General features: G+C 73.1%; 25 protein-coding genes, 1 tRNA gene and 1 riboswitch. Of the genes, 18 read left to right on the top strand and 8 right to left on the bottom strand.

The genetic code is table 11. From position 1 onward, the window contains the following. Nucleotides 1-122 precede the first annotated feature (122 nt). Nucleotides 123-875 carry an MBL fold metallo-hydrolase gene (locus tag ABD361_RS09965; RefSeq protein WP_344434526.1) on the top strand — a complete coding sequence of 251 codons (753 nt, stop codon included), beginning with the start codon at nt 123-125 and terminating at the stop codon, nt 873-875. Nucleotides 876-964: 89 nt separating this feature from the next. Here the strand turns inward: ABD361_RS09965 and ABD361_RS09960 are convergent, their stop codons facing one another. Further along, a complete protein-coding gene (locus tag ABD361_RS09960; protein ID WP_344434525.1) occupies nt 965-2,242 on the bottom strand; it encodes a PTS transporter subunit EIIC in 1,278 nt (425 codons plus the stop codon). 260 nt (nt 2,243-2,502) lie between these two features. Beyond that, complete coding sequence (locus tag ABD361_RS09955) at nt 2,503-3,816, bottom strand: PTS transporter subunit EIIC (protein WP_344434524.1); 1,314 nt, start codon at nt 3,814-3,816, stop codon at nt 2,503-2,505. Nucleotides 3,817-3,924: 108 nt separating this feature from the next. Between ABD361_RS09955 and ABD361_RS09950 the strand changes: the two genes are divergently transcribed. The 3 genes from ABD361_RS09950 to rdgB all read left to right on the top strand — a co-directional run bounded on the left by ABD361_RS09950 (nt 3,925) and on the right by rdgB (nt 5,660). Then, nucleotides 3,925-4,224 carry a PTS sugar transporter subunit IIB gene (locus ABD361_RS09950; protein WP_344434523.1) on the top strand — a complete coding sequence of 100 codons (300 nt, stop codon included), beginning with the start codon at nt 3,925-3,927 and terminating at the stop codon, nt 4,222-4,224. A 96-nt stretch (nt 4,225-4,320) separates the two neighbouring features. After that, on the top strand, nt 4,321-5,052 hold the full coding sequence (rph, locus tag ABD361_RS09945; RefSeq protein WP_344434521.1) for a ribonuclease PH: 732 nt from the start codon (nt 4,321-4,323) through the stop codon (nt 5,050-5,052). Continuing rightward, the gene (gene rdgB, locus ABD361_RS09940) at nt 5,049-5,660 is read left to right on the top strand and encodes an RdgB/HAM1 family non-canonical purine NTP pyrophosphatase (protein ID WP_344434519.1); all 612 of its coding nucleotides are present in this window, start codon (nt 5,049-5,051) and stop codon (nt 5,658-5,660) included. The genes rph and rdgB overlap by 4 nt, the downstream gene beginning before the upstream one ends. A gap of 47 nt (nt 5,661-5,707) precedes the next feature. Here the strand turns inward: rdgB and ABD361_RS09935 are convergent. Beyond that, nucleotides 5,708-5,791, bottom strand: a tRNA-Leu gene (locus tag ABD361_RS09935). A 242-nt stretch (nt 5,792-6,033) separates the two neighbouring features. On the opposite strand from ABD361_RS09935, the gene ABD361_RS09930 reads away from it, so the two are divergent. Together ABD361_RS09930 and ABD361_RS09925 are read left to right on the top strand one after the other, a co-directional pair. Beyond that, nucleotides 6,034-6,561: a hypothetical protein gene (locus ABD361_RS09930; protein WP_344434517.1), complete on the top strand. Its 528-nt coding sequence runs from the start codon at nt 6,034-6,036 to the stop codon at nt 6,559-6,561. Further along, entirely contained in the window at nt 6,561-7,823 is a 1,263-nt protein-coding gene (locus ABD361_RS09925) for a sensor histidine kinase (protein WP_344434612.1), read from the top strand. The genes ABD361_RS09930 and ABD361_RS09925 overlap by 1 nt, the downstream gene beginning before the upstream one ends. A 61-nt stretch (nt 7,824-7,884) precedes the next feature. Here ABD361_RS09925 and bcp read toward each other — a convergent pair whose 3' ends face one another. Beyond that, a complete protein-coding gene (gene bcp, locus ABD361_RS09920) occupies nt 7,885-8,352 on the bottom strand; it encodes a thioredoxin-dependent thiol peroxidase (RefSeq protein WP_344434516.1) in 468 nt (155 codons plus the stop codon). Nucleotides 8,353-8,498: 146 nt separating this feature from the next. On the opposite strand from bcp, the gene ABD361_RS09915 reads away from it, so the two are divergent. The 3 genes from ABD361_RS09915 (at nt 8,499) to ABD361_RS09905 (ending at nt 9,707) form a co-directional block, all read left to right on the top strand. Beyond that, on the top strand, nt 8,499-8,849 hold the full coding sequence (locus ABD361_RS09915) for a DUF3618 domain-containing protein (protein ID WP_344434515.1): 351 nt from the start codon (nt 8,499-8,501) through the stop codon (nt 8,847-8,849). Between the two features lie 122 nt (nt 8,850-8,971). Next, a complete protein-coding gene (locus ABD361_RS09910) occupies nt 8,972-9,274 on the top strand; it encodes a GroES family chaperonin (protein WP_048831771.1) in 303 nt (100 codons plus the stop codon). 16 nt (nt 9,275-9,290) lie between these two features. Then, nucleotides 9,291-9,355: riboswitch (guanidine-III (ykkC-III) riboswitch) on the top strand. A 31-nt stretch (nt 9,356-9,386) separates the two neighbouring features. Then, complete coding sequence (locus ABD361_RS09905) at nt 9,387-9,707, top strand: DMT family transporter (protein ID WP_344434514.1); 321 nt, start codon at nt 9,387-9,389, stop codon at nt 9,705-9,707. Between the two features lie 24 nt (nt 9,708-9,731). Here ABD361_RS09905 and ABD361_RS09900 read toward each other — a convergent pair whose 3' ends face one another. After that, the gene (locus tag ABD361_RS09900) at nt 9,732-12,017 is read right to left on the bottom strand and encodes a transglycosylase domain-containing protein (RefSeq protein WP_344434513.1); all 2,286 of its coding nucleotides are present in this window, start codon (nt 12,015-12,017) and stop codon (nt 9,732-9,734) included. Between the two features lie 245 nt (nt 12,018-12,262). Beyond that, entirely contained in the window at nt 12,263-13,585 is a 1,323-nt protein-coding gene (locus ABD361_RS09895; protein ID WP_344434512.1) for an SGNH/GDSL hydrolase family protein, read from the bottom strand. Nucleotides 13,586-13,761: 176 nt separating this feature from the next. On the opposite strand from ABD361_RS09895, the gene ABD361_RS09890 reads away from it, so the two are divergent. The 7 genes from ABD361_RS09890 (at nt 13,762) to ABD361_RS09860 (ending at nt 20,523) form a co-directional block, all read left to right on the top strand. Next, complete coding sequence (locus ABD361_RS09890; protein WP_344434511.1) at nt 13,762-15,054, top strand: DUF445 domain-containing protein; 1,293 nt, start codon at nt 13,762-13,764, stop codon at nt 15,052-15,054. A 41-nt stretch (nt 15,055-15,095) separates the two neighbouring features. Next, complete coding sequence (locus ABD361_RS09885) at nt 15,096-15,296, top strand: DUF3311 domain-containing protein (RefSeq protein ID WP_344434510.1); 201 nt, start codon at nt 15,096-15,098, stop codon at nt 15,294-15,296. Between the two features lie 41 nt (nt 15,297-15,337). Continuing rightward, nucleotides 15,338-16,825, top strand: a complete 1,488-nt coding sequence (locus tag ABD361_RS09880) for a sodium:solute symporter family protein (RefSeq protein WP_344434610.1) — start codon at nt 15,338-15,340, stop codon at nt 16,823-16,825. A 72-nt stretch (nt 16,826-16,897) separates the two neighbouring features. Further along, on the top strand, nt 16,898-17,212 hold the full coding sequence (locus ABD361_RS09875; RefSeq protein WP_344434509.1) for a DUF6412 domain-containing protein: 315 nt from the start codon (nt 16,898-16,900) through the stop codon (nt 17,210-17,212). 117 nt (nt 17,213-17,329) lie between these two features. Beyond that, a complete protein-coding gene (locus tag ABD361_RS09870; RefSeq protein ID WP_344434508.1) occupies nt 17,330-18,070 on the top strand; it encodes a YidC/Oxa1 family membrane protein insertase in 741 nt (246 codons plus the stop codon). A 133-nt stretch (nt 18,071-18,203) separates the two neighbouring features. Beyond that, nucleotides 18,204-19,061, top strand: a complete 858-nt coding sequence (locus ABD361_RS09865) for a fumarylacetoacetate hydrolase family protein (protein ID WP_344434506.1) — start codon at nt 18,204-18,206, stop codon at nt 19,059-19,061. A gap of 109 nt (nt 19,062-19,170) precedes the next feature. Then, nucleotides 19,171-20,523, top strand: a complete 1,353-nt coding sequence (locus tag ABD361_RS09860; RefSeq protein WP_344434505.1) for a choice-of-anchor A family protein — start codon at nt 19,171-19,173, stop codon at nt 20,521-20,523. Nucleotides 20,524-20,543: 20 nt separating this feature from the next. Here the strand turns inward: ABD361_RS09860 and ABD361_RS09855 are convergent, their stop codons facing one another. Then, the gene (locus ABD361_RS09855) at nt 20,544-21,176 is read right to left on the bottom strand and encodes a pyridoxamine 5'-phosphate oxidase family protein (protein ID WP_344434503.1); all 633 of its coding nucleotides are present in this window, start codon (nt 21,174-21,176) and stop codon (nt 20,544-20,546) included. A gap of 92 nt (nt 21,177-21,268) precedes the next feature. On the opposite strand from ABD361_RS09855, the gene ABD361_RS09850 reads away from it, so the two are divergent. Further along, the gene (locus ABD361_RS09850) at nt 21,269-22,201 is read left to right on the top strand and encodes a phosphotransferase (protein WP_344434502.1); all 933 of its coding nucleotides are present in this window, start codon (nt 21,269-21,271) and stop codon (nt 22,199-22,201) included. A 125-nt stretch (nt 22,202-22,326) separates the two neighbouring features. On the opposite strand, the gene ABD361_RS09845 is transcribed toward ABD361_RS09850, so the two are convergent. After that, nucleotides 22,327-23,409: a Gfo/Idh/MocA family oxidoreductase gene (locus tag ABD361_RS09845; RefSeq protein WP_344434500.1), complete on the bottom strand. Its 1,083-nt coding sequence runs from the start codon at nt 23,407-23,409 to the stop codon at nt 22,327-22,329. A 56-nt stretch (nt 23,410-23,465) separates the two neighbouring features. On the opposite strand from ABD361_RS09845, the gene ABD361_RS09840 reads away from it, so the two are divergent. Further along, nucleotides 23,466-24,593, top strand: a complete 1,128-nt coding sequence (locus tag ABD361_RS09840; RefSeq protein WP_344434499.1) for an ROK family transcriptional regulator — start codon at nt 23,466-23,468, stop codon at nt 24,591-24,593. Nucleotides 24,594-24,658: the final 65 nt, after the last annotated feature.

The following is a 24,658-nucleotide window of genomic DNA, read 5'->3' as shown; positions in this document are numbered from 1 at the left end:
ACGTCCGTCCTGGTGATTCCGCCCACACGCCCCGTTCCCGGAGGAGTCACCGACCGGATCTCGCCTTACCCTCGACTGCACGCATGGCCCCCCGTAACCGGCCCACGGAGGTTCAGGCCCGCATGAAGCTCACCGTCGTCGGATGCTCGGGCTCGTTCCCGTCCACGGACTCGGCCTGTTCGAGCTATCTGGTGGAGGCCGACGGCCACCGGGTCCTCCTCGACATGGGCAACGGCGCCCTCGGCGAGCTCCAGCGCCACGTCGGTCTGTACGACCTCGACGCCGTGCTCCTCTCCCACCTGCACCCGGACCACTGCATCGACATGTGCGGGTACTTCGTCGCCCGCTACTACCGTCACGACGGCGGCCGGGCCGGCGCCATCCCCGTCCACGGCCCCGAGGGCACCGAGAAGCGGCTGCTGACCGCGTACGGCGACGTGCCCGACGAGGCGTGCATGAGCGAGGTCTTCGACTTCCGCACCCTGACCCCCGGCACGTTCCAGGTGGGCCCGCTGACGGTGCGTACGGTACGGGTGAGCCACCCCGTGGAGGCGTTCGCCTTCCGGGTGGAGCACGGCGGCTCCTCGCTGGTGTACTCCGGCGACACGGGCCCCTGCGAGGCCCTCGACGAGCTCGCCCGCGGCGCCGACCTGTTCCTGTGCGAGGCGTCCTTCACCCACGGCAAGGAGGACATCCCCGGCCTCCACCTCAACGGCCGCCAGGCGGGCGAGGTGGCCCACGCGGCGGGCGTCGGCCGGCTCGTGCTGACGCACATCCCGCCGTGGACGGACCCTCTGACCAATCTGCGCGACGCGCGCGCGGTCTACGGCGGGCCGGCGGAACTGGCGCGCGCGGGCGCGGTGTACGAGCTGTAATCCCCCGGCTCCCGTACAGCTGGTACGACGAAGCCCCCGGAACACCTGACGGTTCCGGGGGCTTCGGGTTTCGGGGCCCGGTCAGGACGTCACTTGACGTCCTCGAGCTGGCCTTCGGGCTCACGGCCCGGGGTCGGGATGTTGAACTTCGTGATGGCGAACCGGAAGATCGCGTAGTACAGCGCGCCGAAGCACAGACCCACGAGCATCAGCATCCACGGCTTGGTGGCGATGCCGAGGTTCAGCAGGAAGTCGATGACACCGGCGGAGAAGCCGAAGCCGTCCTTCATGCCGAGCGCCCAGGTCAGGGCGTGGGAGACACCCGTGAGCACCGCGTGCACCGCGAACAGGGCCGGGGCGAGGAACATGAAGGTGAACTCGATCGGCTCGGTGACGCCCGTGACGAAGGAGGTCAGGGCCAGCGAGCCCATCATGCCCGCGACGCGCTTGCGGTTCTCGGGGCGGGCGCAGTGCACGATCGCCAGGCAGGCGGCGGGCAGGCCGAACATCATGATCGGGAAGAAGCCGGTCATGAACTGGCCCGCGCTCGGGTCGCCGGCCAGGAAGCGGGCGATGTCGCCGTGCTTGCCGTGGTAGTCGCCGGCCTGCAGCCACGGGAACGAGTTGAGCAGGTGGTGCATGCCCACCGGGATCAGCGCGCGGTTGAAGACGCCGAAGATGCCCGCGCCCACCGCGCCGGAGCCGACCAGCCACTCGCCGAAGTTGTGCAGACCCGTGCCCAGAACCGGCCAGATGAGACCGAAGACGACGCCGATGAGCAGGCCGGCGAAGGCCGAGATGATCGGGACCAGGCGGCGGCCGCCGAAGAAGCCCAGCCACTCGGGCAGCTTCTTGCGGTGGTAGCGCTGGTAGAGCAGGGCGACGACGATGCCCATGACGACGCCGCCGAGGACACCGGCGTTGACCGGCGCTTCCGTCATGACGATCTTGCCGTCGACGACCTTGGCGACCTTGGGCAGGTTGCTGTCGGTGAAGGTGGCCAGGACCTTCTGGAAGACCAGGTAACCGGTGACGGCGGCGAGCGCCGTGGAGCCGTCCGACTTCTTCGCGAAGCCGATGGCGACACCGACGGCGAAGAGCAGGGCCATGTTGTCCAGCAGGGCGCCGCCACCCGCGGACATGTAACCCGCGATCTTGGTGATGAACTCCGGGAAGGAGTCGCGGCCGAGCATGTCGTTGTTGCCCAGCCGGACCAGGAGCGCCGCGGCCGGCAGGACGGCCACCGGCAGCATGAGGCTGCGGCCGATGCGCTGCGCGACCGCCATGGCACCGGCGCCGAACTTCTTCTTCTCTTCCGGTGCGGCCTTTTCAGGCGCCTTCTTCGCCGCCTTGGCTGCCGTACTCATCGGATTCCTCCAGGTGAGGCGGGCGCTCGGGGGGAGTGGGAGGGGCCCGCATTTTGGTCTACACCACTAGTGGTTTAGACCTGTTGTAGCACGTACGCCGGGCATAAAGGAATCCACTGTTCCAAGTGGTGGGGACCACAAGGTTAAGGATGGCGTCAGCGCTCTGCGCTGGGTCACCCGCCCCTCACGTGCCGTTGCCGCGCGGGCCGCAAAAGCGGCGAAAACCGCTGAAGGGTTCCTGTCCGTGCGACCGGACGGTTCTACTCGACGGTCTTCTTCTCGATCTCTTCCGCGATCTCCTCCGGTTCACGTCCCGGAGTCGGCAGATCGAAGAAAACGATCGCCATGCGGAAGAGCACGTAATAGACGGCGGCGAAGACCAGGCCGATGGGAATGATCAGCCACGGCCTGGTGGCCAGCCCCCAGTTGATGACGTAGTCGATCAGGCCCGCCGAGAAGCTGAAGCCGTCGTGCACCCCCAGCCCCCAGGTGACGGCCATCGACACGCCCGTCAGCAGCGCGTGCACCACGTACAGCCCCGGCGCGATGAAGAGGAAGGAGTACTCGATGGGCTCGGTGATGCCGGTGACGAGGGAGGTCAGGCCGACCGAGAGCATCATGCCGCTCACCGCCTTGCGGTGCTCCGGCCGCGCGCAGTGGGCGATCGCCAGGGCTGCGGCCGGCAGGGCGAACATCATGATGGGGAAGAAGCCCGAGGTGAACTGACCGGCGTGCGGATCGCCCGCCAGGAAGCGGTTGATGTCGCCGTGCACCACCTGGCCGTCCGGCTTGGTGTACGAACCGAACTGGAACCAGACGAAGACGTTCAGGAACTGGTGCACGCCGATCACCAGCAGGGCGCGGTTCGCCACGCCGAAGATCCCGGCGCCTCCTGCGCCCAGGTCCGACAGCCACTCGCTGAAGCTCGTCAGTCCCCGGCCCACCGGCGGCCAGATCCACAGGCACAGCGCCGCGAAGGCGATCGCCACGAACGCCATGATGATCGGCACCAGCCGGCGCCCGTTGAAGAAGCCCAGCCAGTCCACCAGCCGCACCCGGTGGTACCGCTGCCAGAACCAGGCCGCCAGCAGCCCGATGACGATGCCGCCGAAGACGCCGGGATTCTGGTACGTCGCCGGGCCCGCCGGCCCCGTCGTCCCCACGCACACCCCGCCCAGCAGGCCCAGGCCCGTGAAGTGCCCGCCGCCCGGGCACGTCTCGGGGAACTGGTGCACCACCGCGTAATAGACGAGGAAGCCCGTCACCGCCGCGAGCGCCGTCGAACCGTCCGCCTTCTTCGCCATGCCGATCGCCACACCGACCGCGAACAGCAGCGGCAGCCCCAGGGAGGAGTCCAGGAGCGCCCCGCCCGCGCCCGCCATCACCTTGGCGACGTCGGTCCAGCCCAGGCCGTCCTTGCCGAAGACGTCGGGCTGGCCCAGGCGGTTGAGGATGCCCGCCGCGGGCAGCACCGCGATCGGCAGCTGCAGGCTGCGGCCCATCTTCTGCAGGCCCTGGAACAGCCCCTGCAGCCGCATGCGGCCGCCGGAAGCCGCGGCGGCGGTCGAGCTCATCGGCGTCCTCCCGGCGGCTGGCATACTGGTGTAGACCACTTGCGGCGCGCTTTTCGGGACCCATCCTTCGCCAGATGGCGGACGAACGCCCGCACAGCTGGTCCGAACGTGGAATACCGTGGGAAAGCCGGTCGGCGGCACCGCCGAAGGGCGCAAGACAACTCAGGAGTGCACATGGCCAGCAAGGCTGAGAAGATCGTCGCCGGCCTCGGCGGTATCGACAACATCGAGGAGATCGAGGGCTGCATCACCCGCCTGCGCACCGAGGTCGCCGACGCCTCCCTCGTCGACGAGGCCGCACTCAAGGCCGCCGGCGCCCACGGCGTCGTGAAGATGGGCACCGCCATCCAGGTCGTCATCGGCACCGACGCGGACCCCATCGCCGCGGAGATCGAGGACATGCTGTGAGCTGAGCCACCGCGCTCCGCAGCCGGGCCCCGCCGGAACCGCACCGAAACGGTCAACCGGAACGGGGCCCTCTCTTGTCCCGATAGGCTCACCGTCATGTCTCGCATCGACGGCCGCACGCCCGACCAGCTCCGCCCCGTGACCATCCAGCGCGGCTGGAGCAAGCACGCCGAAGGCTCCGTCCTCGTCTCCTTCGGCGACACCAAGGTGCTCTGCACCGCCAGCGTCACCGAAGGGGTACCCCGCTGGCGCAAGGGCACCGGAGAGGGCTGGGTCACCGCCGAGTACGCGATGCTCCCGCGCGCCACCAACACCCGCGGCGACCGCGAGTCCGTCCGCGGCAAGATCGGCGGCCGCACCCACGAGATCTCCCGCCTCATCGGCCGCTCCCTGCGCGCCGTCGTCGACTACAAGGCCCTGGGCGAGATCACGATCGTCCTCGACTGCGACGTCCTGCAGGCCGACGGCGGCACCCGCACCGCCGCCATCACCGGCGCCTACGTGGCCCTGGCCGACGCCATCACCTGGGCCCAGGGCAAGAAGCTCGTCAAGCACGGCCGCAAGCCGCTGACCGGCACCGTCTCCGCCGTCAGCGTCGGCATCGTCGACGGCACCCCCCTGCTCGACCTGTGCTACGAGGAGGACGTGCGCGCCGAGACCGACATGAACGTCGTCTGCACCGGCGACGGCCGCTTCGTCGAGGTCCAGGGCACCGCCGAGGCCACCCCCTTCGCCCGTGACGAGCTCACCCGCCTCCTCGACCTCGCCGTCGCCGGCTGCGCCTCCCTCGACGCCGCCCAGCGCCAGGCCCTGGAGGGCACCCTGTGAGCGCCCGGCGTCTGGTTCTCGCCACCCGCAACGCCGGGAAGATCACCGAGCTGCGCGCCATCCTCGGCGCGGCCGGCCTCGACGTCGAACTCGTCGGCACCGACGCCTACCCCGACGTCCCCGACGTGAAGGAAACCGGCGTCACGTTCGCCGAGAACGCCCTCCTCAAGGCCCACGCCCTCGCCCGCGCCACCGGACTGCCCGCCGTCGCCGACGACTCCGGCCTGTGCGTCGACGTCCTCGGCGGCGCCCCCGGCATCCTCTCCGCCCGCTGGGCCGGCCGCCACGGCGACGACCGCGCCAACCTGGAGCTGCTGCTGGCCCAGCTCTCCGACATCGCCGACGAGCACCGCGGCGCCCACTTCGCCTGCGCCGCCGCCCTGGCCCTGCCGGACGGCACCGAACGCGTCGTCGAGGGCCGCCTCGAAGGCACGCTGCGGCGTGCGCCGTCGGGCAGCGGCGGCTTCGGCTACGACCCGATCCTGCAGCCGCTGGACGACACGCGCACGTGCGCGGAACTGACGCCGCAGGAGAAGAACGCGATCAGCCACCGGGGCAAGGCCTTCCGCGGGCTGGTGCCGGTGATCCGGGAGCTGCTGACCCCGTGAACGCCGAAGGGCCGTCCCGCTGAACGCGGACGGCCCTTTGTTCTCTGTGCGGCCGGAGGGACTCGAACCCTCACGGGTGTGAACCCACTGGGACCTAAACCCAGCATGACTGCCAATTCCATCACGGCCGCTCGGCACGGCCATCGTACTGGGCCGCAGCCCGGCCGTGACCACGGTCATCGCTATTCGGCCGCCCGCGGCCGCCTCCACCCCGAGCTCCTCGCCCGGGCACGGCAGTTCGCCCGCCGCCGGCCGGGGCGGTACGCGTGTCCGTCCGGGCACAAGGGAACGTCCGGCCGTATTTCTCCGTCACTCAGGGTGGGGAGGGCAGGCCCCCGCAGGAACGGCCGCCCGTGAGCGAGGAAGAGAGCCGATGACCGATCGCGCCGCGGCCCGGTGGGCCGGCCTGCGTACCGTGGTTGCCGGGCTCGCCGGGGTGCTCGCGCTGGTGCTGGGTGCGGTGTGGCTGGGGGCCGTCACGGACCGGGCGAGCGTGGTGGACTCGGCACCGAAGACGGCGGCCGCCCAGAAGTCGAGCGCCCAGCAGGACTCCCAGGTGGAGCTGGACGGCGCCACGTCGCGGCAGCTGCCGGGCGTACGCGACTGCGGGGTCGGCGAGCCGGTGCCGGAGCCGACGATCATCACGCTGGACTGCTCGACCTCGGGCCGGGTCGCCAGCGGCATCCGCTGGGACGACTACGCGGCGGACGGCGCCGCCGGCAGCGGCGTGGTGCAGGTCTCCGGTGGCGCGGCGGGCGGCGCGGGCAAGTCGTTCCCGGCCAAGCTGCGCCTGTACGGCCCCAAGGAGGTGGACGGCTCCGTGGCGTTCACCGCGCTGGAAGTCGTCTACACGGGTGCCACCCCGGCGGGTGAGCACCGAGAGGTGCTCCCGATCGCGTGATGGGTATCCGGGGCCGGATCGCGTTCGCGATCTCCTTCGTCACCGCCTTGGCCGTGGTGGTGCTGGGCGTGGCCGTGCACCACATTTCCGGCCTGGAGCGGGAGCGCCAGGCCAAGGCCTACCAGGACGGCCTGCTGAGCTCGGCGCTGCAGATCTACCAGCGCGACGGGTCGCTGGCGCTGGGGGCGCAGCTCGACGACTCGACGTTGCCGTTCCCGCTGCGGCAGGCGACGGCGAAGGGAGAGTCCGGGACGTACATCAGCGGGGGCGAGGATCCCCGGGTGTGGGCGGCGACGCCCGTCGGCGGCGACAAGGTCTTGTCGATCTCCGCGTCGTACCCGGCGCGCGACCCGTTCCAGACGGCCCTGGACAAGGCGCTGGTGGTGGCGGGTGCGGCGACCGTGGCGCTGATGGCCGTGGTCGCGTGGTTCGTGGCGCAGGGGTTGTCGCGGCGGCTGCGCCTGAGCGCGGCGGCGGCGCGGCGGATCGCGGCGGGGGAGGCGCCGGACGCCCGGGCGCTGGACAGCGGTGGCCGGGACGAGGTGGCGGAACTGGGCCGCTCGGTGCACCACATGGCGACGTCGCTGGCCGCGCGGGTCTCCGCGGAGCGGCAGTTCACCGCGGACGTGGCACACGAGCTGCGCACCCCGGTCGCCGGCCTGGTGGCGTCGGCGGAGCTGCTGCCGCACCCGCGCGCGGTGGAGATGGTGCGCGAACGGGCGCAGACGATGCGGGCGCTCGTGGAGGACCTGCTGGAGGTCTCCCGGCTGGACGCGGGCGTGGAGAGCGCCCAGCTGGACGCGGTGGAGCTGCCGTCGCTGGTGCGCGGGGTCGTGGGCCGGGCGCAGGGCCAGCGCGGGGTGGCCGACGTGGCCGTGTCGGTGGTCGGTGAGGGCCGCATCGTGAGCACGGATGCGCGCCGGGTGGAGCGCATTTTGGTCAACATCCTGGCCAACGCGGCCAAGCACGGGCGGCCGCCGATCGAGGTGACGGTCGAGGGCACGCGGATCGTGGTGCGCGACCACGGGGACGGCTTCCCGCCGGGGCTGGTGGACCAGGGGCCGCGCCGGTTCCGTACGGCGGCGCCGGAGCGGGGCACGGGCCACGGCCTGGGGCTGACGATCGCGGTGGGCCAGGCGGCGGTGCTGGGGGCGCGGCTGTCGTTCGGGGAGGCGGCCGGCGGTGGTGCCATGGCCGTCCTCGACCTGCCGGAGGCCGAGGACGTGCCGGAGGACGTGGCGGTGACGGCCTCGGCGCCGTGAGGCGCGGGCCGTGTAAGGCCCGTCGCCCGTGGCTGCAGCCCCTTACGTCCGGGCCCGGGCGTTACAGCCCCAGGTCCTTGATGATCTTGGCGACGTGGCCGGTGGCCTTGACGTTGTACAGGGCGCGCTCGACCTTGCCCTCCTCGTCCACGATCACGGTGGAGCGGATCACGCCGGTGACGGTCTTGCCGTACAGCTTCTTCTCGCCGAAGGCGCCGTACGCCTCCAGGGTCGACTTGTCGGGGTCCGCAAGGAGGGTGACCTTCAGGCTCTCCTTCTCGCGGAACTTGGCCAGCTTCTCCGGCTTGTCGGGGGAGATGCCGATGACGTCGTAGCCGTGGCCGGCGAGCAGGTCGAGGTTGTCGGTGAAGTCGCACGCCTGCTTGGTGCAGCCGGGGGTCAGGGCGGCGGGGTAGAAGTAGACGATGACCTTGCGGCCCTTGCGGTCCGCGAGGGAGACCTCGGTCCCGTCCGCGTCGGGGAGGGTGAAGGCGGGGGCGGTGTCGCCGGGCTGCAGTCGCTGGCTCATGGCTCTCCTCGGGAGGTCGCGTTACGGTCCGTCCCGAGCGTAGTCAGGTCACGGATCGGGGGTGCCGCGGGGCGTGGCCGGGGCGCAGCTGACAGACTGTAGTCATCACTCTTCATCATTCTTATCGACGAGACGGAGGCAGCGCGGTGGCTGAGGCCAGGACCCCTGCGCAGATCGAGGCGGACATCGCCCGCCGGCGGCAGGAGCTCGCCGTGGTGCTCGACGAGATCGGGGTGCGGATGCACCCGAAGACGATCATCGGGGACGCCCGGGCGAAGGTGGCGTCGAAGGTGGACCGGACGGCGGGCCGGGCGTACGTGGCGGCCAACCGCGTCGTCTCCGACGTGCGCTCGCGCTTCGTGGACGAGGAGGGCCGGCCGCGGCTGGAGCGGATCGTCCCGGTGGCGCTGGTCGCGGTGGGCGTGCTCGGCCTGCTGACGGCGTCCACCAAGAGCTCGGGCAAGGACGCCAAGGGCAGCCGCCGCCGGGGCCGCTAGACGGGGGCGGATTCCGGCAGGTTCCTGTACGGATGACGGCCCTGTGACACCGGTCCCGGCCGGGGCCGGGTACCGTCGTGGGCGTGAGGACGAACACCAGCCACGACAAGCTGCCCATCCGCATGCTCCACGACCGGGTTCTGGTCAGGACCGACATCCCGGAGGGCGAGCGCCGGTCGACCGGCGGCATCGTCATCCCGGCGACGGCCGCGGTGGGCCGCCGGCTGGCCTGGGCCGAGGTGGTCGCGGTCGGGCAGAGCGTGCGCACGGTGGAGCCGGGCGACCGGGTGCTGTACGACCCGGAGGACCGCGCCGAGGTGGAGGTGCGCGGCGTCGCGTACGTCCTGATGCGCGAGCGGGACCTGCACGCGGTGGCGGCGGAGCGCCTGGAGGGGTCGGAGGACTCCACGGGTCTGTACCTCTGAGGCCCCTCGGGCCCGCTGTTTGTTACCTTCGTACGTACCCGACGAGACGCGCCGTACCGGGTCAGGACAAGACGACGCACCCCTGGACGTTCCTTTCCCGGAGGTGCCCGTCATGGCATGGTTCCTGCTCGTCGTCGCCGGCCTGCTGGAGGTCGGCTGGTCGGTCGGCATGAAGTACACCGAGGGCTTCACGCGCCCCCTGCCCAGCGCGCTGACGATCGCGGGCATCGCCGCCAGCATGTACCTGCTCTCGCGCGCCGCGCGGACGCTGCCCATCGGCACGGCGTACGGCGTCTGGGTCGGCATCGGCGCGGCCGGCGCCGCGGTGGCCGGCATGGTCCTGCTGGACGAGCCGGCGACGGCCTGGCGGATCTTCTTCGTGGTGCTGTTGCTGGTGGCGGTGGTGGGCCTGAAGGCGACGGCGGGCCACTGAGGCGGCCGGCCACTGAGGCCCGCCTCAGTACTCGTACCCCAGCAGGTCCCTGCCCTCGCCCGGCGGCCCGAACGTGGGCGGCCCCGGAGGAGTGGGGAAGCCCGGCGGGGTGACCGGCGGCGGGCCGGGGAACGTGGGCTCCCGCGGCGGCGGGGAGAACGTCGGCGGGCCCGTGGGCGGCCCCGTCGGGCTCGGCGGGCCGCTGGACGAGGGCGACGCCGAGGACGGCGTCGGCTCCGGGGCGGGCGGCGTCGCGCCGCTTTCGAGCACCAGGTCGAAGTCGGTGGCCTCGGTGCCCTCCAGCGCCTTGGCGGTGTAGGCGCCCCAGATCTGCGCGGGGTAGCCGCCGCCGTTGATGCGGGGCTCGCCCGCGGCGCCGTACAGGGACTTCTGGTCGCCGGTGTCGGGGTCCTGGCCCATGACGGCCACGACGGTGGCCAGGTCGGGCGTGTAGCCGGCGAACCAGGCGGCCTTGTCCTCCTCCGCTGTGCCCGTCTTGCCGGCCGCGGGCCGTCCCGCGGACTGGGCGCGGCGCCCGGTGCCGGACTCCACCACGCTCTGCAGGATGGACGTCGTGGTGTCGGCGGCCTCGCGGGAGACGGCCTGCCGGGTGTCGTGCCCGTCGGGCAGCTGCACCTCCTCGCCGCCCTTGGCCACCTTCTCGACCAGCGTGTACGGGCCGTGCCGGCCGTGGTTGGCGAGGGTGGCGTACGCCTGGGCCATGTCCAGGACGCTGGCGGTGGCGGGGCCGAGGGCGATGGAGGGGGTGGCCGTCAGGTCGGGGGTCTTCTCGGGGACGCCGAGGGCGACGGCGGTGTCCTTGACCTTGTCCGGGCCGACGTCCTGGGCCATCTGGGCGTAGACGGCGTTGACGGACAGGTCGGTGGCGCGGGTGACGGTGATGTTCGGGTAGGAGATGCCGTCCTCGTTCTCGGGGCTGTAGCCCACCGGTCCGTTCGGTCCGAGGACGGGCCGTTTGTTGGTGCCGTCGTAGACGGTGTAGGGCGTGATGGTCTGGCCGCCCTGGGTGGTGGAGTGGTTGTCGACGGCGGAGGTGAAGACGAACGGCTTGAAGGTGGAGCCGACTTGGTAGTCGCGCCGGGTGGCGTTGTTGACGTACTGCTTGGTGTAGTCGATGCCTCCGTAGAGGGCGACGACCTTGCCGGTTCTCGGGTCGACGGAGGCGCCTCCCGCGCGCACGTACCGGTCGACGGTGCGGCTGGTGCCGAGGTCGTTCATCAGCTCGGTGCGCACGGCGGAGACGAAGGCGTCCTCCTTCTTTTTGTCGATGGTGGTGGTGATGCGGTAGCCGCCCGCGGCGAGCGTCGTCTCATCGACGATCTTGTTGCTGGTGAGGTAGTCCTTGACGGCCTCGACGAGGTAGCCGCGCTGCCCGGACATGTTCAGGCGCGGCCGGCTCTTGCCGGGGTTGGGGAAGGCCATGGCCGAGCGCTGGGCGGGGGTGAGCCACTTCTTCTTCACCATGCCGTCGAGGACGTAGTTCCAGCGGGCCAGGGCCCGGCCGCGGTTCTCGGGGTGGGCGCCGACGTCGTAGGCGCTGGGGGCGTTGAGGAGGGTGGCGAGGTAGGCACCCTCGGCGGTGGTGAGCTTGTCGGAGTCCTTGTTGAAGTACGCCTGGGAGGCGGCCTGGATGCCGTAGGCGTTGCGGCCGAAGTAGCTGGTGTTGAGGTAGCCCTCGAGGATGTCGTTCTTGCTGTACTCGCGGTCCAGCTTGATGGCGATGAAGAACTCCTTGACCTTGCGGCTGATGGTCTGCGCCTGCACCAGGTAGTAGTTCTTGACGTACTGCTGGGTGATGGTGGAGCCGGACTGCTTGCCCTTGCCGGTGGCGGTGTTCCAGGCGGCGCGCAGCATCGCCTCGGGGTTGACGGCGGACTCGGAGTAGAAGTCGCGGTCCTCTGCGGCCAGTACGGCGTGCTGCACGTCCTTGGGGACCTTGCTCAAGGACACGCTCTCGCGGTTGACCTCGCCGTCGCGGGCGAGTTGGGAGCCGTCGGAGTAGAGGAAGACGTTGGACTCGGCCGTGGCGGCCTTGTTGGCCGGGGGGATGTCGACCAGCAGGTAGCCGGCGACGAGCCCGCCCACGACGAGGAGCACGATCAGCAGGAAGGCGCCGAGGACCATGCGCCAGGTGGGCAGCAGCCGGCGCCAGCCGTGGCGGCGCGCCCGCCCGGGCCGGCCCGGCCCGGCCGGCCGTCCGGGGTCCGTGGCGACCCGGCCCCGGGGGGCCCAGCCCGGTGGTGCGTGGCCGCCACCAGCGGGACGCTGCTGTGACTGCTCGTCGCTCATGTCTCTTGGGACTCCTCGGCCGCCGCCGGGGTTGTGCGGCCCCGGCGACGGGCTGTCGTCTGACGGCGGTTGAGAGCGCTGCGGGACTGCGTTCCACGCCCCCGGGACACTGTCGCATCATGCGTTCCGGTGCGGGGGCCAGCGCACCGTTGAGGGCCCCGGAAGGGCCTATCGGGCCGGTCCGACCACTCCTGGGAGTGAAAAGCGGTGATTCGAGGTTCGCGCCTCACCCCATCGGGGGCGCACTACAGCCGGGCCGGGCCCTGTCCCTTGAGCGTCGCCAGGTCCAGGGCCTTCGCCATGACCAGGTAGCCGGTGTCGTTGGGGTGCAGGTGGTCCCCGCAGTCGTAGGCGGGCAGCAGCCGCTGCGGGTCGGCCGGGTCGCGCAGTACCACGTCGAAGTCGACGACGTCGTCGAAGACGAGCCCGGTGCGGATGGCGTCGTTGACGCCCTGACGGACCAGTTCCTGCTCGGGGCCGGTGCCGACGCGCCCGCCGAAGGGCGAGAGCGTCGCGCCCACCACCCGCAGCCCGTGCGCGTGGGCCCGGTCCACCAGTCGCTGCAGGCCCGCCACGATCGCCTCGGGGCGCGTCTGGCGGGGGCGGCGCAGGATGTCGTTGACGCCGAGCTCGACGACGACGGCGCGCACGCCCGCGCGCGCGAGCACGTCGCGGTCGAAACGCTCCAGCGCGCTGGGGTTGTTCACCCGGGAGGCGCCCATGCCGCCGAGCAGGACGCGGTTGCCGCTGATGCCCTCGTTGAGCACGCCGTAGCGCGGGGCGCCGGGTTCGGTGTGCAGGCGGCGGGCGAGGAAGTCGGTCCAGCGGCGGTCGGCGCCGACGGTGGCGGAGACCCCGTCGGTGATGGAGTCGCCGAGGGCCACGACCGCGCCCTGCGCCTCGGTGCTGCGAACGTCGACGGCGGTGACGTAGCGCCAGAAGGGCGTGGGCGTGGTGTACGCGCTGCCGTCGCCGTCCAGGGTGTGGTCGCCGGCCGCGAGGAACGACAGCTGGCGCGCGTGCGGGTGCAGGGTGACGGGCCCGGAGGGGCTGGGGGAGTAGGTGGTGACGAGCAGGTCCGCCGGATAGCCGACGGCCAGGCGCACCGGGTCGCTGACGGCCGCCCGCCCGGCCGGGATGGTCACCGACGTCCGCCCGCCGAAGGTCATGGCGCGCACGCTGCCCGGTACGGCGGCGGGGCTGCCGGGGGCGGCGGCCAGGGCGAGGGAGGCGTGGCCGATGGTCAGCGGGGTGGTGCCGAAGAGGTTGGACAGCTGCACCCGGGCGGCGGAGCCGGCCAGCGTGGTGTGCACGACGTTGCGGATGGACCGGCCGGCGTAGCCGTGGGCGGTGCCCGGTTCGGCGGCGGCCGGGGCGGCGGCCCAGGAGCCGGCCCAGCGGCCGGCGGCCGGCGTCGCGGGGCGCGCCGGGACCGCCGGCCGGCGCTGCGCGGGCGCGGCGGCGCCGTGCGTGCCCGCCCATATCGGGACCGACACGGCCAGCAGCACGGCCGCCAGCGCGGCGAGCACGGCCCGGACCGCGCCGCGCGGGGCCGGGGGCCTGGTCATGGCGGCGATCTCCTGTCCGAGGCGTCGGACACGGGGAACTCTTCGTCCGTCCCCCGAGTCGGTCGGGTAGGGACAATGCACAGGGGCGACAGCCGGAACGGGTGGTGTGGATGAAACGGTTCCACGGTGCGGGGCCGGCTGCCGCCGGAGGCGGCGCGAATGCCGCCGATGGGGTGATGCCCGGCCGTCCGGGCGGCTTCGCACTCGGCGGCGCCGACAGCGCGGCCGACGCCGAGAAGCGGCGCGGTGTGCGCCGGATGAAGGCGCTCGCGGCGGGTCTGCTGCTGGCGGTGGCGCTGGTGTACGCGCTGGCGAAGTGGGCGCAGGCGGCGGGTGCGGGCGGCTGGGCGGCGTACGTGGCCGCGGCGGCGGAGGCCGGCATGGTCGGCGCGCTGGCCGACTGGTTCGCCGTCACCGCGCTCTTCAAGCGGCCGATGGGGCTGCCGATCCCGCACACGGCGATCATCCCGACGAAGAAGGACCAGCTCGGCCGGCAACTGGGCGACTTCGTGGGGGAGAACTTCCTGTCGCCCGAAGTGGTGCGGTTGCGGCTGCGCTCGGTGGGCATCGGCTCCCGGCTGGCGGCCTGGCTGGCGGACCCGGCGCACGCCGACCGGGTGACGGCCGAGCTGGCCACGGCCCTGCGCGGGGCGCTGACCGTGCTGCGCGACACCGACGTGCAGGCGGTGGTGGGGGAGACCGTCACCCGGCGCGCGGAGGCGGCGGAGGTCGCCCCGGGCATCGGGGCGGCACTGGAGCGCATCGTCGCCGACGGCGGCCACCGGCGGGTGGTCGACCTGGTGTGCGCCCGGGCCCGCGACTGGCTGGTGCTGCACGGCGACTCGGTGGCGGCCGCCGTCACCGGCGGGGCGCCGGGGTGGACGCCGCGCTTCGTCGACCGCAAGGTGGGCGAGCGGGTCCACAAGGAGCTGCTGCGCTTCGTCACCGAGATGCGCGACATGCCCGACCACCCGGCCCGCGGCGCCGTGGACCGCTTCCTCGCCGACTTCGCGCACGACCTGCAGGCGGACGACGACACCCGGGCGCGGGTGGAGCGGCTGAAGTCGGAGCTGCTGGGCCGGGGCGAGGTGCAGGACGTGATCGCCTCCGCATGGTCCGCGGTGCGCGGGATGATCGTGGCGGCCGCGGAGGACGAGCACAGCGAGCTGCGGCGGCGCACCCGGGAGTCGGTGCTGTCGCTGGGCACCCGGATGACGGCGGACGACCGGCTGCGGGCGAAGGTCGACGGCTGGCTGGAGGACGCCGCGGTGTACGTGGTGACGACCTACCAGAACGAGATCACCGCACTGATCACGGATACCGTCGCGAGCTGGGACGCCGAGCACACCTCCCGCAAGATCGAGGCGCACATCGGCCGGGACCTGCAGTTCATCCGCATCAACGGCACGGTGGTCGGTGCGCTGGCGGGGCTGTGCATCTACGCCGCGTCCCGGCTGCTGGGGGCGTGAGGGGCAGCGCGGGCCGCCGCTCGCGCCTAGGGTCGGACAACGTGCTGAAGAAACGTCCCCACCTGCTGTGGCTCCTGGTGCCCTACGGGCTGTACCTGGTGGCCCTGCCCCTGGTGAACCGTCTGCGGCCCACCGTCGCGGGCCTGCCCTTCCTGTTCTTCTGGCTGCTGCTGGCCACCCTCGCCACTCCCCTCGCCGTCTGGCTGGCCTGGCGGGGCGACCGCAAGCGGGGCCGGGCGTGAGCGCGAACGCCGCCGTCGCGACCGGCATCTTCGGCGGTTTCATGGTGCTCACCGTCGCCCTCGGGCTGCTCGCCGTGCGCGGCCGCACCCGCCGCGACCCGCACGGCGCCCTCGCGGACTGGTCGGTCGGCGGGCGCAGTCTGGGCAGCGTCTTCATCTGGGTCCTGATGGCCGGTGAGGGCTACACCAGCTTCAGCTACCTCGGCGCCGCCGGCTGGGGCTACAACCACGGTGCACCGGTGCTGTACGTGATCGCGTACCTGTCGTGCGGCTACGCGATCGGGTACGTCGTGGGACCGGCCCTGTGGGCGTACGCGCGCCGCCACAACCTGGTGACCATCACCGACATGGTGGCCCACCGCTACGGGCGGCCCTGGCTCGGCACGCTCGTCGCCGTCCTGGCCACCGTCTGCCTGCTGCCCTACATCCAGCTCCAGATCACCGGCATGGGCGTGGTCGTCTCCACCATCTCCTACGGCACCATCAGCCTGAACTGGGCCTACTTCATCGCCTTCGCCGTGACGACCGCCTTCGTGGTCGTCAGCGGGCTGCGCGGCAGCGCCTGGGTCTCCGCGCTCAAGGACGCCCTGGTCATCCTCACCCTCGGCTTCCTCGCCGGCTATGTGCCGCTGCACTACTTCGGCGGCTACGGGCCCTTCCTGGACCGGCTGGTGACGCAGAAGCCGGACTGGCTGACGCTGACCGGGCACGGCGGCAGCGGCATGGGCGTGAGCTGGTTCGCCACGACCAGCCTGCTGAACTCCCTGACGGTCGTCATCTTCCCCACCACGGTCGCCGGCTACCTGGGCGCCCGCAATGCCGACGCGCTGCGCCGCAACGCCGTCCTGCTGCCGTTCTACAACGTGCTGCTGTTCGTGCCGATGCTGCTGGGTCTCGCGGCCCTGTTCGTCGTGCCGGGGCTCACGGGGGCGGGCTCGAACCTCGCCCTGTTCAAGCTGGTCGTCGACTCGCTGCCGGCCTGGGCCGTGGGGGTCACGGGGGTGGCCGCGGCCCTGTCGTCGATCGTGCCGATGGCGGTGTTCATGCTGGTCATCGGCACCATGTGGGGGCGCAGCGTGCTGGGCGCCGTGCCCCGCCTCGCGGGCCGGCCGGACCGGCAGAAGACCGCGGCGCAGGTCGTCGTGGTGCTCTCCGGCGCGCTCGCGCTGCTCCTGACGTACACCGAGCCGAACACGCTCGTGCGGCTGTCGCTCATCTCGTACGAGGGCATGGCCCAGCTCGTCCCGATGATCCTGCTGGGGCTGATGTGGCGCAGGCTGACGCTGTGGGGCGCCCTGAGCGGGCTCGCGGTGGGCGGGACGCTGGTGTGCGCCCTGGTCTTCACCGAGCACGACCCGGTGGGCGGGGTGAACGCCGGCGCCCTGGCGCTGGCCGTGAACCTGCTGGTCGCGGTGGGGGTCTCCGTGTGGGGGCCGAAGCCGTCGGCGGCCGACGCGGCCCGGCCCGACGAGGAGGTCCTGGCCCGGGACCCGGGCCCGGACGCGACCGCTGTCAGCGGGTGCGTCTAGTATCGGTGGCGAGCCGATGAGTGCTCAGGAGTTCGACGAGCAAAGGGCCGGACGGTCCGGGAGGGGTGTGCCATGAGTGCCGTGTTCCGCACGCACGTCGGCCTGCTCCTGCTGCTGCTCGCCGAACTCCTGCTGACCCAGAGCGGTCTGGGCGGCCTGCTCGGCGCCCTCGCCCTCGCCACGGCCACCGCCGTGGTCGCCGCGGCGGCGCTGCTGCTGTGCGCCGCGGCCGCCGCCCGCTCCAGCGGTCCGCTCACCCCCACGCGCATACGCACCGCGATACGCGACCGCGAGCTGCGCACGGCCTTCCTCGCCCAGCGCGACCCCGACGCGCGGGGCCGCCGCCGTCCCCGGGCACCCGGGTACGCCCTCCCGGCGACCGCCTAGGCACTCCGCAACGCACCGGGCCGCAAGGTCCCTGCCGCGCCAGCTGCCCTGGCGACTCGTCACGCCGATCGCTCCACCTTCCCCATCGGCACGACGGGACCCCCGGAGGGCTCACCCATGTCCGTCTTCGCATTCCTCGCCTCGCTCCTCGGCCACGTCGCCGACGCCCTGGACCCGCTGTTCGGCGCCTCGGCCGCGGCCGCCGCGGTCGTCCTGCTCACCATGGCCGTACGGCTCGCCCTGCACCCCCTGGCCCGCTCCGCGGCGCGCGGCGAGCGCACCCGCGCCGAGCTCGCGCCCCGGCTCGCCGAGCTCAAGCGCAAGCACCGCAAGAACCCCGAGCGGCTGCAGCAGGAGGCCGCCGAGATGTACCGGCAGGCCGGCTCCTCGCCCCTGGCCGGCTGCCTGCCCATGGCCGTCCAGCTGCCGGTCTTCTACGTCATGTACCACCTCTTCTCCACCGACGGCGGCGGCGACCTGCTGCGGCACACCCTGCTGGGCGCGCCGCTGGGCGACCGGTGGGCCGACGCCCTGGCCGACGGCGGTCCGCTGGGCGCGCGAGGGCTGGTCTACCTGGGCCTGTTCGTGCTGGTCGCGGCCGTCGCCACCTGGACGTACGTGCGCGCCCGCAAGGCAGCGGCCGCCCTTCCGGCGCCCGTCGCGGGCGACGAGGAGGTGCCGGGCGCCGCGGTGCTGGCCCGCATGGGCAAGGTGCTGCCGCTGCTGTCCTTCGGCACCCTCGTCACCGTGGCCGTCGTGCCGCTCGCGGCCGGCCTGTACCTGGTGACGTCCACCACGTGGACGGCGGTGGAGCGGCTGGTGCTGCAGCCCCTGCGCACACCGGCCGAACGGGCCTGAGCCACCCGGGGGAACAGCGCCCTGCGACAGGGGCGGGCGGGTCCCCCGGGCCGAAAGGGGGCTTGTAAAGAGGGCCTCCGGTCCTGGACGATCAAGCCGGGCCCGACGACCTGAGGACAACCGGAGTGTGGCGATGAGACTGCTGCGGGTCGGACCCGCCGGTGGCGAGCGTCCGGCGCTGCTCGAGGAGGACGGCACCCTGCGGGACCTGTCCGCCCTGGTGCCGGACGTCGACGGCGCGCTGCTCGCCGACCCCGCCGCGCTCGACCGCATCCGGGCGGCCGTGGGCGCACGCGTCCTTCCCGCCCTCGACCCGTCGGGGCTGCGCATCGGCCCGCCGGTCGCCCGCATCGGCAAGATGGTCGGCATCGGTGTCAACTACCACGATCTGGTCGCCGAGATGCGGGTGGGCGTCCCCACCGAGCCGGTCGTCTTCCTCAAGGCGCCCGACACGGTCGTCGGCCCCGACGACACCGTGCTCGTGCCGCGCGGCAGCGTGCGCACGGACTGGGAGATCGAACTGGCCGTCGTCATCGGGCGCACCGTGCGCTACCTGGACTCCGACGAGGAGGCCATGGCGGCCGTCGCCGGCTACGCCGTCGCCAACGACCTCTCCGAGCGGGACTTCCACCACGGGCGCGCCGGCCAGTGGGGCAAGGGCAAGAACTGCGAGACGTTCAACCCGCTCGGCCCCTGGCTGGTGACCGCCGACGCGATCCCCGACCCGCAGGACCTGCGCATGCGGCTGTGGGTCAACGGCCGCCTGGCGCAGGACTCCGGCACGGACCGGATGATCTTCCCGGTGGCCCGGCTGATCCGCTACCTCAGCCACTACATGCCCCTCCACCCCGGCGACGTGATCAACACCGGCACCCCGGCGGGCGTGGCCCTGGCCCAGCCCGAACCCAAGCCGTACCTGCGGGCCGGGGACGTCCTGGAGCTGGAGATCGAGGGGCTCGGCCGGCAGCGGCAGGAACTCAAGGACGCCTGACGCCCCGACACCCTGACGCCCCGAGTCGAGCCGGGCCGCTGGGCCGTCCGGGGCAGTCGGTGGCGTGTGCTGCCGGCTTCCGGTCCGCCCGTTATGCATATTTTCGTACATGGAGCAGAAGGAGTACGTGCGCTGGCTCAGGGTGAACCGCCCCGCGGCGTCCGGCATGGCCCTGCTCTCCCTCATCGGGGGCACGCTGCTGGCCGGCGCCTTCACCCTGCTGGGCGGCACCGGCACGGCACCCGCCCCCACCGGACCCGGCCCGTGCGTCCCGGGCAGCTGCCCCCGCTCGTACCCCGAACCGCACCACGGCCCCCTCAGCGGCCGTGACAACGGCGTCAACGTCTTCGTCGGCGGCGACTACGCCGTGCGGGCGGCCGCGGCCGGAGCCGAGGGCCGCGTCGTCGTCCTCGGCGACGTCGACGTCGCCAAGGCCGCCGGAGCGCCGCCCGACTACAACGTCGGCGTCCTCGCCACCGGTTCGCGCGTCGTGCCGGACGACGGCTCGCCGTTCCTGCGGGCCGGCGGTGACGTCAAGGTCGCGGCCGGCCAGCGGCTGGTGGCCCAGGAGGGCCCGGTCGCCGGCACCGTCGCCTACGCCGGCCGCGTCCACACCGGCACCGTCGCCCCCAAGACCGTACGGGATGCGGGGGCCGTCGCCGCGTACGGGGCCGTCCGCGACCGGCTGACGGCCGCCAGCACCTGTTACGCCTACGACAGGGGCCGGCCGCGCAGGACCACCGGCAGCGCCGTCAACCGGGGCGGCACCACGGTCCTCACCGGCGACGGCAGCTCCGCCCCGCAGGTCTTCGACGTCCCCTTCGACATCGCGGCCCCCGGCGGTGGCCCGCAGGAGGTGTCCTTCCGCAACGTGCCGCCCGGCGTGACCGTCCTGGTCAACCTCACCAACCCCAGCGGGCGGACCCGCACCCTGAGCACCGCAGGCTCGGTCACCGGAGTGCGACGCGAGAAGCTGCTGTGGAACTTCCCCGACGCCCAGGAAGTCCGGCTGGACGGCAGCGGCCGCCTGGACGGCAGCGTCCTGATCGGCCGGCGCACGAGCACCGTGCGGGTCAGCGTTCCGGCGGTGAACGGGCGGCTGTTCACCGCCGGTTCGCTCGTCCACGAGTCCCGCGCCGGTACCAGCGGCCAGACCCTGTACGCGTACCCCTTCGAGGGCACCCTGCCGGAGTGCGCTGCGGCCCCCACGGCCGGCCCCGAGGACTCCGGCGAACCCCTGCCCCTGCCGGTGCCCAGTGGCCCGCGGCCCCCCGACCCGGCCGGCCTCGCCGGCCCCCAGCAACACCCTGCCGCCCCTGCCGCCGAGGCCCCCCGCGCCCGCCGCACGCCCGCCCGCAGTGGCCCCCCGATGAGCCCCGCCCTGGCCCTGGGCACGGCCCTGGTCGCCACGGGCGCGGTGCTGGCGCTGGCCGTCCTGTACCGCACGCGGGTCGATCGCTGACGCCCACGACTCCCGCTCCCTCAGCCGTAGAGTCTCTCGGCGTAGCGCGGGCCGTAGTAGTGCTCGAGCTCCTCCAGGGACTGCTCCGAGGCCTCCAGGGTCTTGGCGATGCGGGCCCGGGACGGCATCGCCTGGGGGGTCCAGGTCTCCGGCTTCCACAGGTTGGAGCGCAGGAAGGCCTTCGCGCAGTGGTGGAAGACCTCCTCGATCTCGACGACCAGTGCCAGCTGGGGGCGGTGGCCGGCCACGGTGAGGCGGTCGAAGAAGGGGGCGTCGCGCAGCAGGCGGGCCCTGCCGTTGATGCGCAGGGTGTCGCCGCGGCCGGGTATGAGGTAGATCAGGCCGACGTGCGGGTTGGACAGGATGTTGTGGAAGCCGTCCGCGCGGCGGTTGCCGGGGCGTTCGGGCAGGGCGACGGTGGTGTCGTCCAGGACGAGCGTGAAGCCGGCCGGGTCGCCCTTGGGCGAGACGTCGCAGGTGCCGTCGGCGGCCGACGTGGCCACCAGGCAGAACGGCGACTGCGCCAGCCACTGCCGGTCCAGCTCGTGCAGGCGGTGGCGCACCTTGTCCCGGGCCCGGGGGAGTGGCGGACCGAGGAGTTCCGTCAGTTCCTCGTGCGTGGTGATCTCGGCTGTGTCCGCGGCGGTCCCCATCGGTGCCTCGTCCCTTCGTGCAGTCGCGCCCGCGCGCCTGCCGTACGAAAACACTTCGACGGAGCGCGGTTCCCGAGGGGAAGATCGCACGCATGAACAACCTCAGCAAGCGTGCCGAACGAGCTGTGGCACTGGCCACAGCGGCGGGAGAGCGGTTAGGTCTGCGGGCGGAGCAACCCCGCGTCCTGCACGACGTGTTCAACGTCCTCGTGCACCTCGCCCCGCACCCCGTGGTCGTGCGCGTGCCGTCACTGACGCTGGCCACCGCCGGGGAACAGGCGGTCAAGCAGCGCCACGAACTGGCCGTCACCGGCTGGCTCGCCGACACCGGTGCGCCGGTCGTACGCCCCAGCCCGCTGGTGCCGCGCGAGCCCGTGGAGTGCGAGGGGCGGTCCCTGACGTTCTGGGAGTTCGTGACGGAGGAACCCCTCGCCGACGGCGCCGACCTGGCAGAACTCTTCGTCCGCCAGGCCGCGGACGCGGCCGCGCTGCACCGGCTGCTGGCCGGTTACCCCGGCGCGGGCGAACTGCCCGTGCTCTCCCCGCTCGTCCCCGCGATCGGCACCGCCCTCGCCCGCCTGCGCACCCAGGACGGCCACGGCCTGACGGAGGCCGAACTGCAGCGGGCCGAGCGGGAGTACGCCGTCCTGGAGGTGCTGGTGCGCGACCTGACGGCGCACTTCCCCGGTGCACACGTCCAGACCCTGCACGGCGACTCGCCGGCGTACAACATGCTGCGCACCACCGGTGGTCCCCTCTACAGCGACTTCGAGGACGTCACGCGGGGCCCGGTCGAGTGGGACCTCACCCTTGCCGGCCCGCAGGCCATTGAGGTCTACGAGCGCGCCGGCGGCCGGCCGGTCGACCGCGCGCTGCTGGACGTCATGGAGGGTGCCCGCCTGCTGCAGGTGGTCGGTGCCCTGGCGCTCGTACCGCAGATGCCGGAGATGGGGCCGATGATGGTGCCCGCCATCGACCTGTGGCGCAGCCGGGCCCCGCTCACGCTGCCGCGGAGCGCCCCGTAGGGGCGCGGGGAACTGCGCGACAAGCCACGACGCGCCCGCAGACGGAGCACCGGGCTGCGCCCGGGCCCGGGGCGGCACGTCGGCTGCGGGCCGTCGGTGGCCGATCGCGCAGTTCCCCGCGCCCCTTACGGGGCTCCGGGCAACGTGACCGTGGTGTCCTTGGTGGCCGATTCCCTGGCCGCCTCCAGTACCCGCAGCGCGGCCGCCGCCTCCCAGGCCGTGACGGGCGGTTCGCCGCCCGTGCGCAGGGCCTCGGCGACGGCGGCGTAGTACGCGGGGTAGTCGCCCGGAAGAGTGCGCACCGGTTCGCCGCCGCCGGTGAGCGGGGACTCGCCCGCGCCCAGCCGGCCCCAGGCCGACTCCGCCTCGACGCCCCACGAGGGCGCCGTGCCCGGGCGCAGGCCCTCGCGCAGAGCGGCCTCCTGGGGGTCGAGGCCGTACTTCACGTAGCCCGCCGTGCTGCCCAGCACCCGGAAGCGGGGGCCGAGCTGGGCGGCGGTGGCGCTCATCCACAGGTGCGAGCGGACGCCACCGGTGTGGGTGAGGGCGATGAAGGTGTCGTCGTCGGCCTCGGCGCCCGGACGACGCACGTCCGCCTCGGCGTAGACGGTGGTGACCGGGCCGAAGAGGGTCAGCGCCTGGTCGACCAGGTGGCTGCCGAGGTCGTAGAGGATCCCGCCGACCTCGGCCGGGTCGCCGGACTCCCGCCAGCCGCCCTTCGGGTGCGGCCGCCAGCGTTCGAAGCGCGACTCGAAGCGCTGGACCTGCCCGAGCGCGTCGTCGTCGATCAGCTTGGCGACGGTACGGAAGTCGTTGTCCCAGCGGCGGTTCTGGAAGGCGCTCAGCAGCAGGCCCCGGCTCGCGGCCAGCCGGGCCAGCGACTCGGCCTCGGCGGCGGTGGCGGCCAGCGGCTTGTCCACGACGACGGCCAGCCCGGCCTCCAGCGCGGCGCGGGCGAGGGGGACGTGCGTGCGGTTGGGGGTGGCGACGACGACGAGGTCGAGCTCGCCGGCGCGGGCCCACAGCTCGTCGGCGGTGCCGGCGACGCGGACGCCGGGATGCTCGGCGAGGGCCTGGTCGCGGCGGTCGGGGTTGGCGGTGACCACCGTGTCCAGGACGAGCCCGTCGGTGGCGGCGACCAGCGGGGCGTGGAAGACGGAGCCGGCGAGGCCGTAGCCGAGGAGGCCGACGCGGAAGGGATGGTCCATGGGCTCCACTTTGGCAACAGTGTTGCGTAAGTGCAAACGGGGGCGAGAATGGGCCCGTGAGCAATCTTGGGGCCAACCTCTCCGTCCTGCGCGACCACAACACCGCCGTGGTGCTCGGGCTGCTGCGCGACGCGGGCGGGCACGGCGCGAGCCGCGCCGAGCTGGCGGCCGCCACGGGGCTGACGCCGCAGGCCGTCAGCAAGATCACGGCCCGGCTGCGGGAGGAAGGGCTGGCCGCCGACGCGGGCCGCCGCGCCTCCACCGGCGGCAAGCCGGCGGCGGCGCTGCGGCTGGTGGCAGATGCTGCGCTGGCGGTGGGGGTGCAGGTGGACCGGGATGCGATCACGGCCGTGCTCGTGGACCTGGCGGGGGCGGTGCGCGCCGTGCGGACGGCGCCGCTGGCGTTCGGGGCGGGGGCGGGGGCGGAGGCGGTGCTGTCCGCTGTCGCGGACGAGGTGCGGGCCCTCGTGGGCGGTGTGGGAGTGGTGCGGCCCGGTGGGCACGGGAACCGGCTGCTCGGCGTCGGGATCGGTGTGCCCGGGCCGCTCGACCACCGGCGGGGGGTGCTCGGCAAGGTGACCGGGTTCGCGGAGTGGGACGGGTTTCCGTTGCGGGACGCGGTGCGCGAGCGGCTCGCTCTGCCCGTCGTCCTCGACAAGGACACCAACGCCGCCGCCCTCGGCCTCACCCGCCGCACGGCGCGGCCCGGCGGCTCCTTCGCCTATCTCCACCTCGGCACCGGTCTGGGCGCCGGCCTCGTGCTCGGCGGGGCGGTGCACCGGGGCGCCAGGACGGGAGCGGGCGAGTTCGGCCACCAGGTGCTGCAGCTCGACGGGCCCCCGTGCGCCTGCGGCCGCCGCGGCTGCCTGGAGGTGCTGTGCCTGCGGGCGGTCGCCGCGGGCGACCGTGCGCAGGCCGCGCGCCTGCTCGGCACCGGTGCCGCCAACCTCGTCCAGCTCCTCGACGTCGACTGCGTCGTGCTGGGCGGCCGTACGGTGCTGGCCGACCCGGACGTCTACCTGCGCGGCGTACGGGCCGAGGTGCCGGCCACCGTCGCGGTGGCCGTCGCGCCCGCCGGGGAGCGCACCGTCGCCGAAGGGGCGGCGGAGTCGGTGCTGGCTCCGCTGTTCGGGCCGGCCACCCGCCCGGATGATGTGATCGTCGCCCCGATGAGCGGCGTTTGACGGCCAGTCGGGTGTAAACGCCCGCTCCGCCCTCCGGTGCCGCGGGCACCGTGGGAGGTTCCCTC

The sequence above is a fragment of the Streptomyces luteosporeus genome, from assembly GCF_039532865.1.
Taxonomy (GTDB): domain Bacteria; phylum Actinomycetota; class Actinomycetes; order Streptomycetales; family Streptomycetaceae; genus Streptomyces; species Streptomyces luteosporeus.
This window is presented reverse-complemented; position numbering and strand designations above follow the sequence as displayed.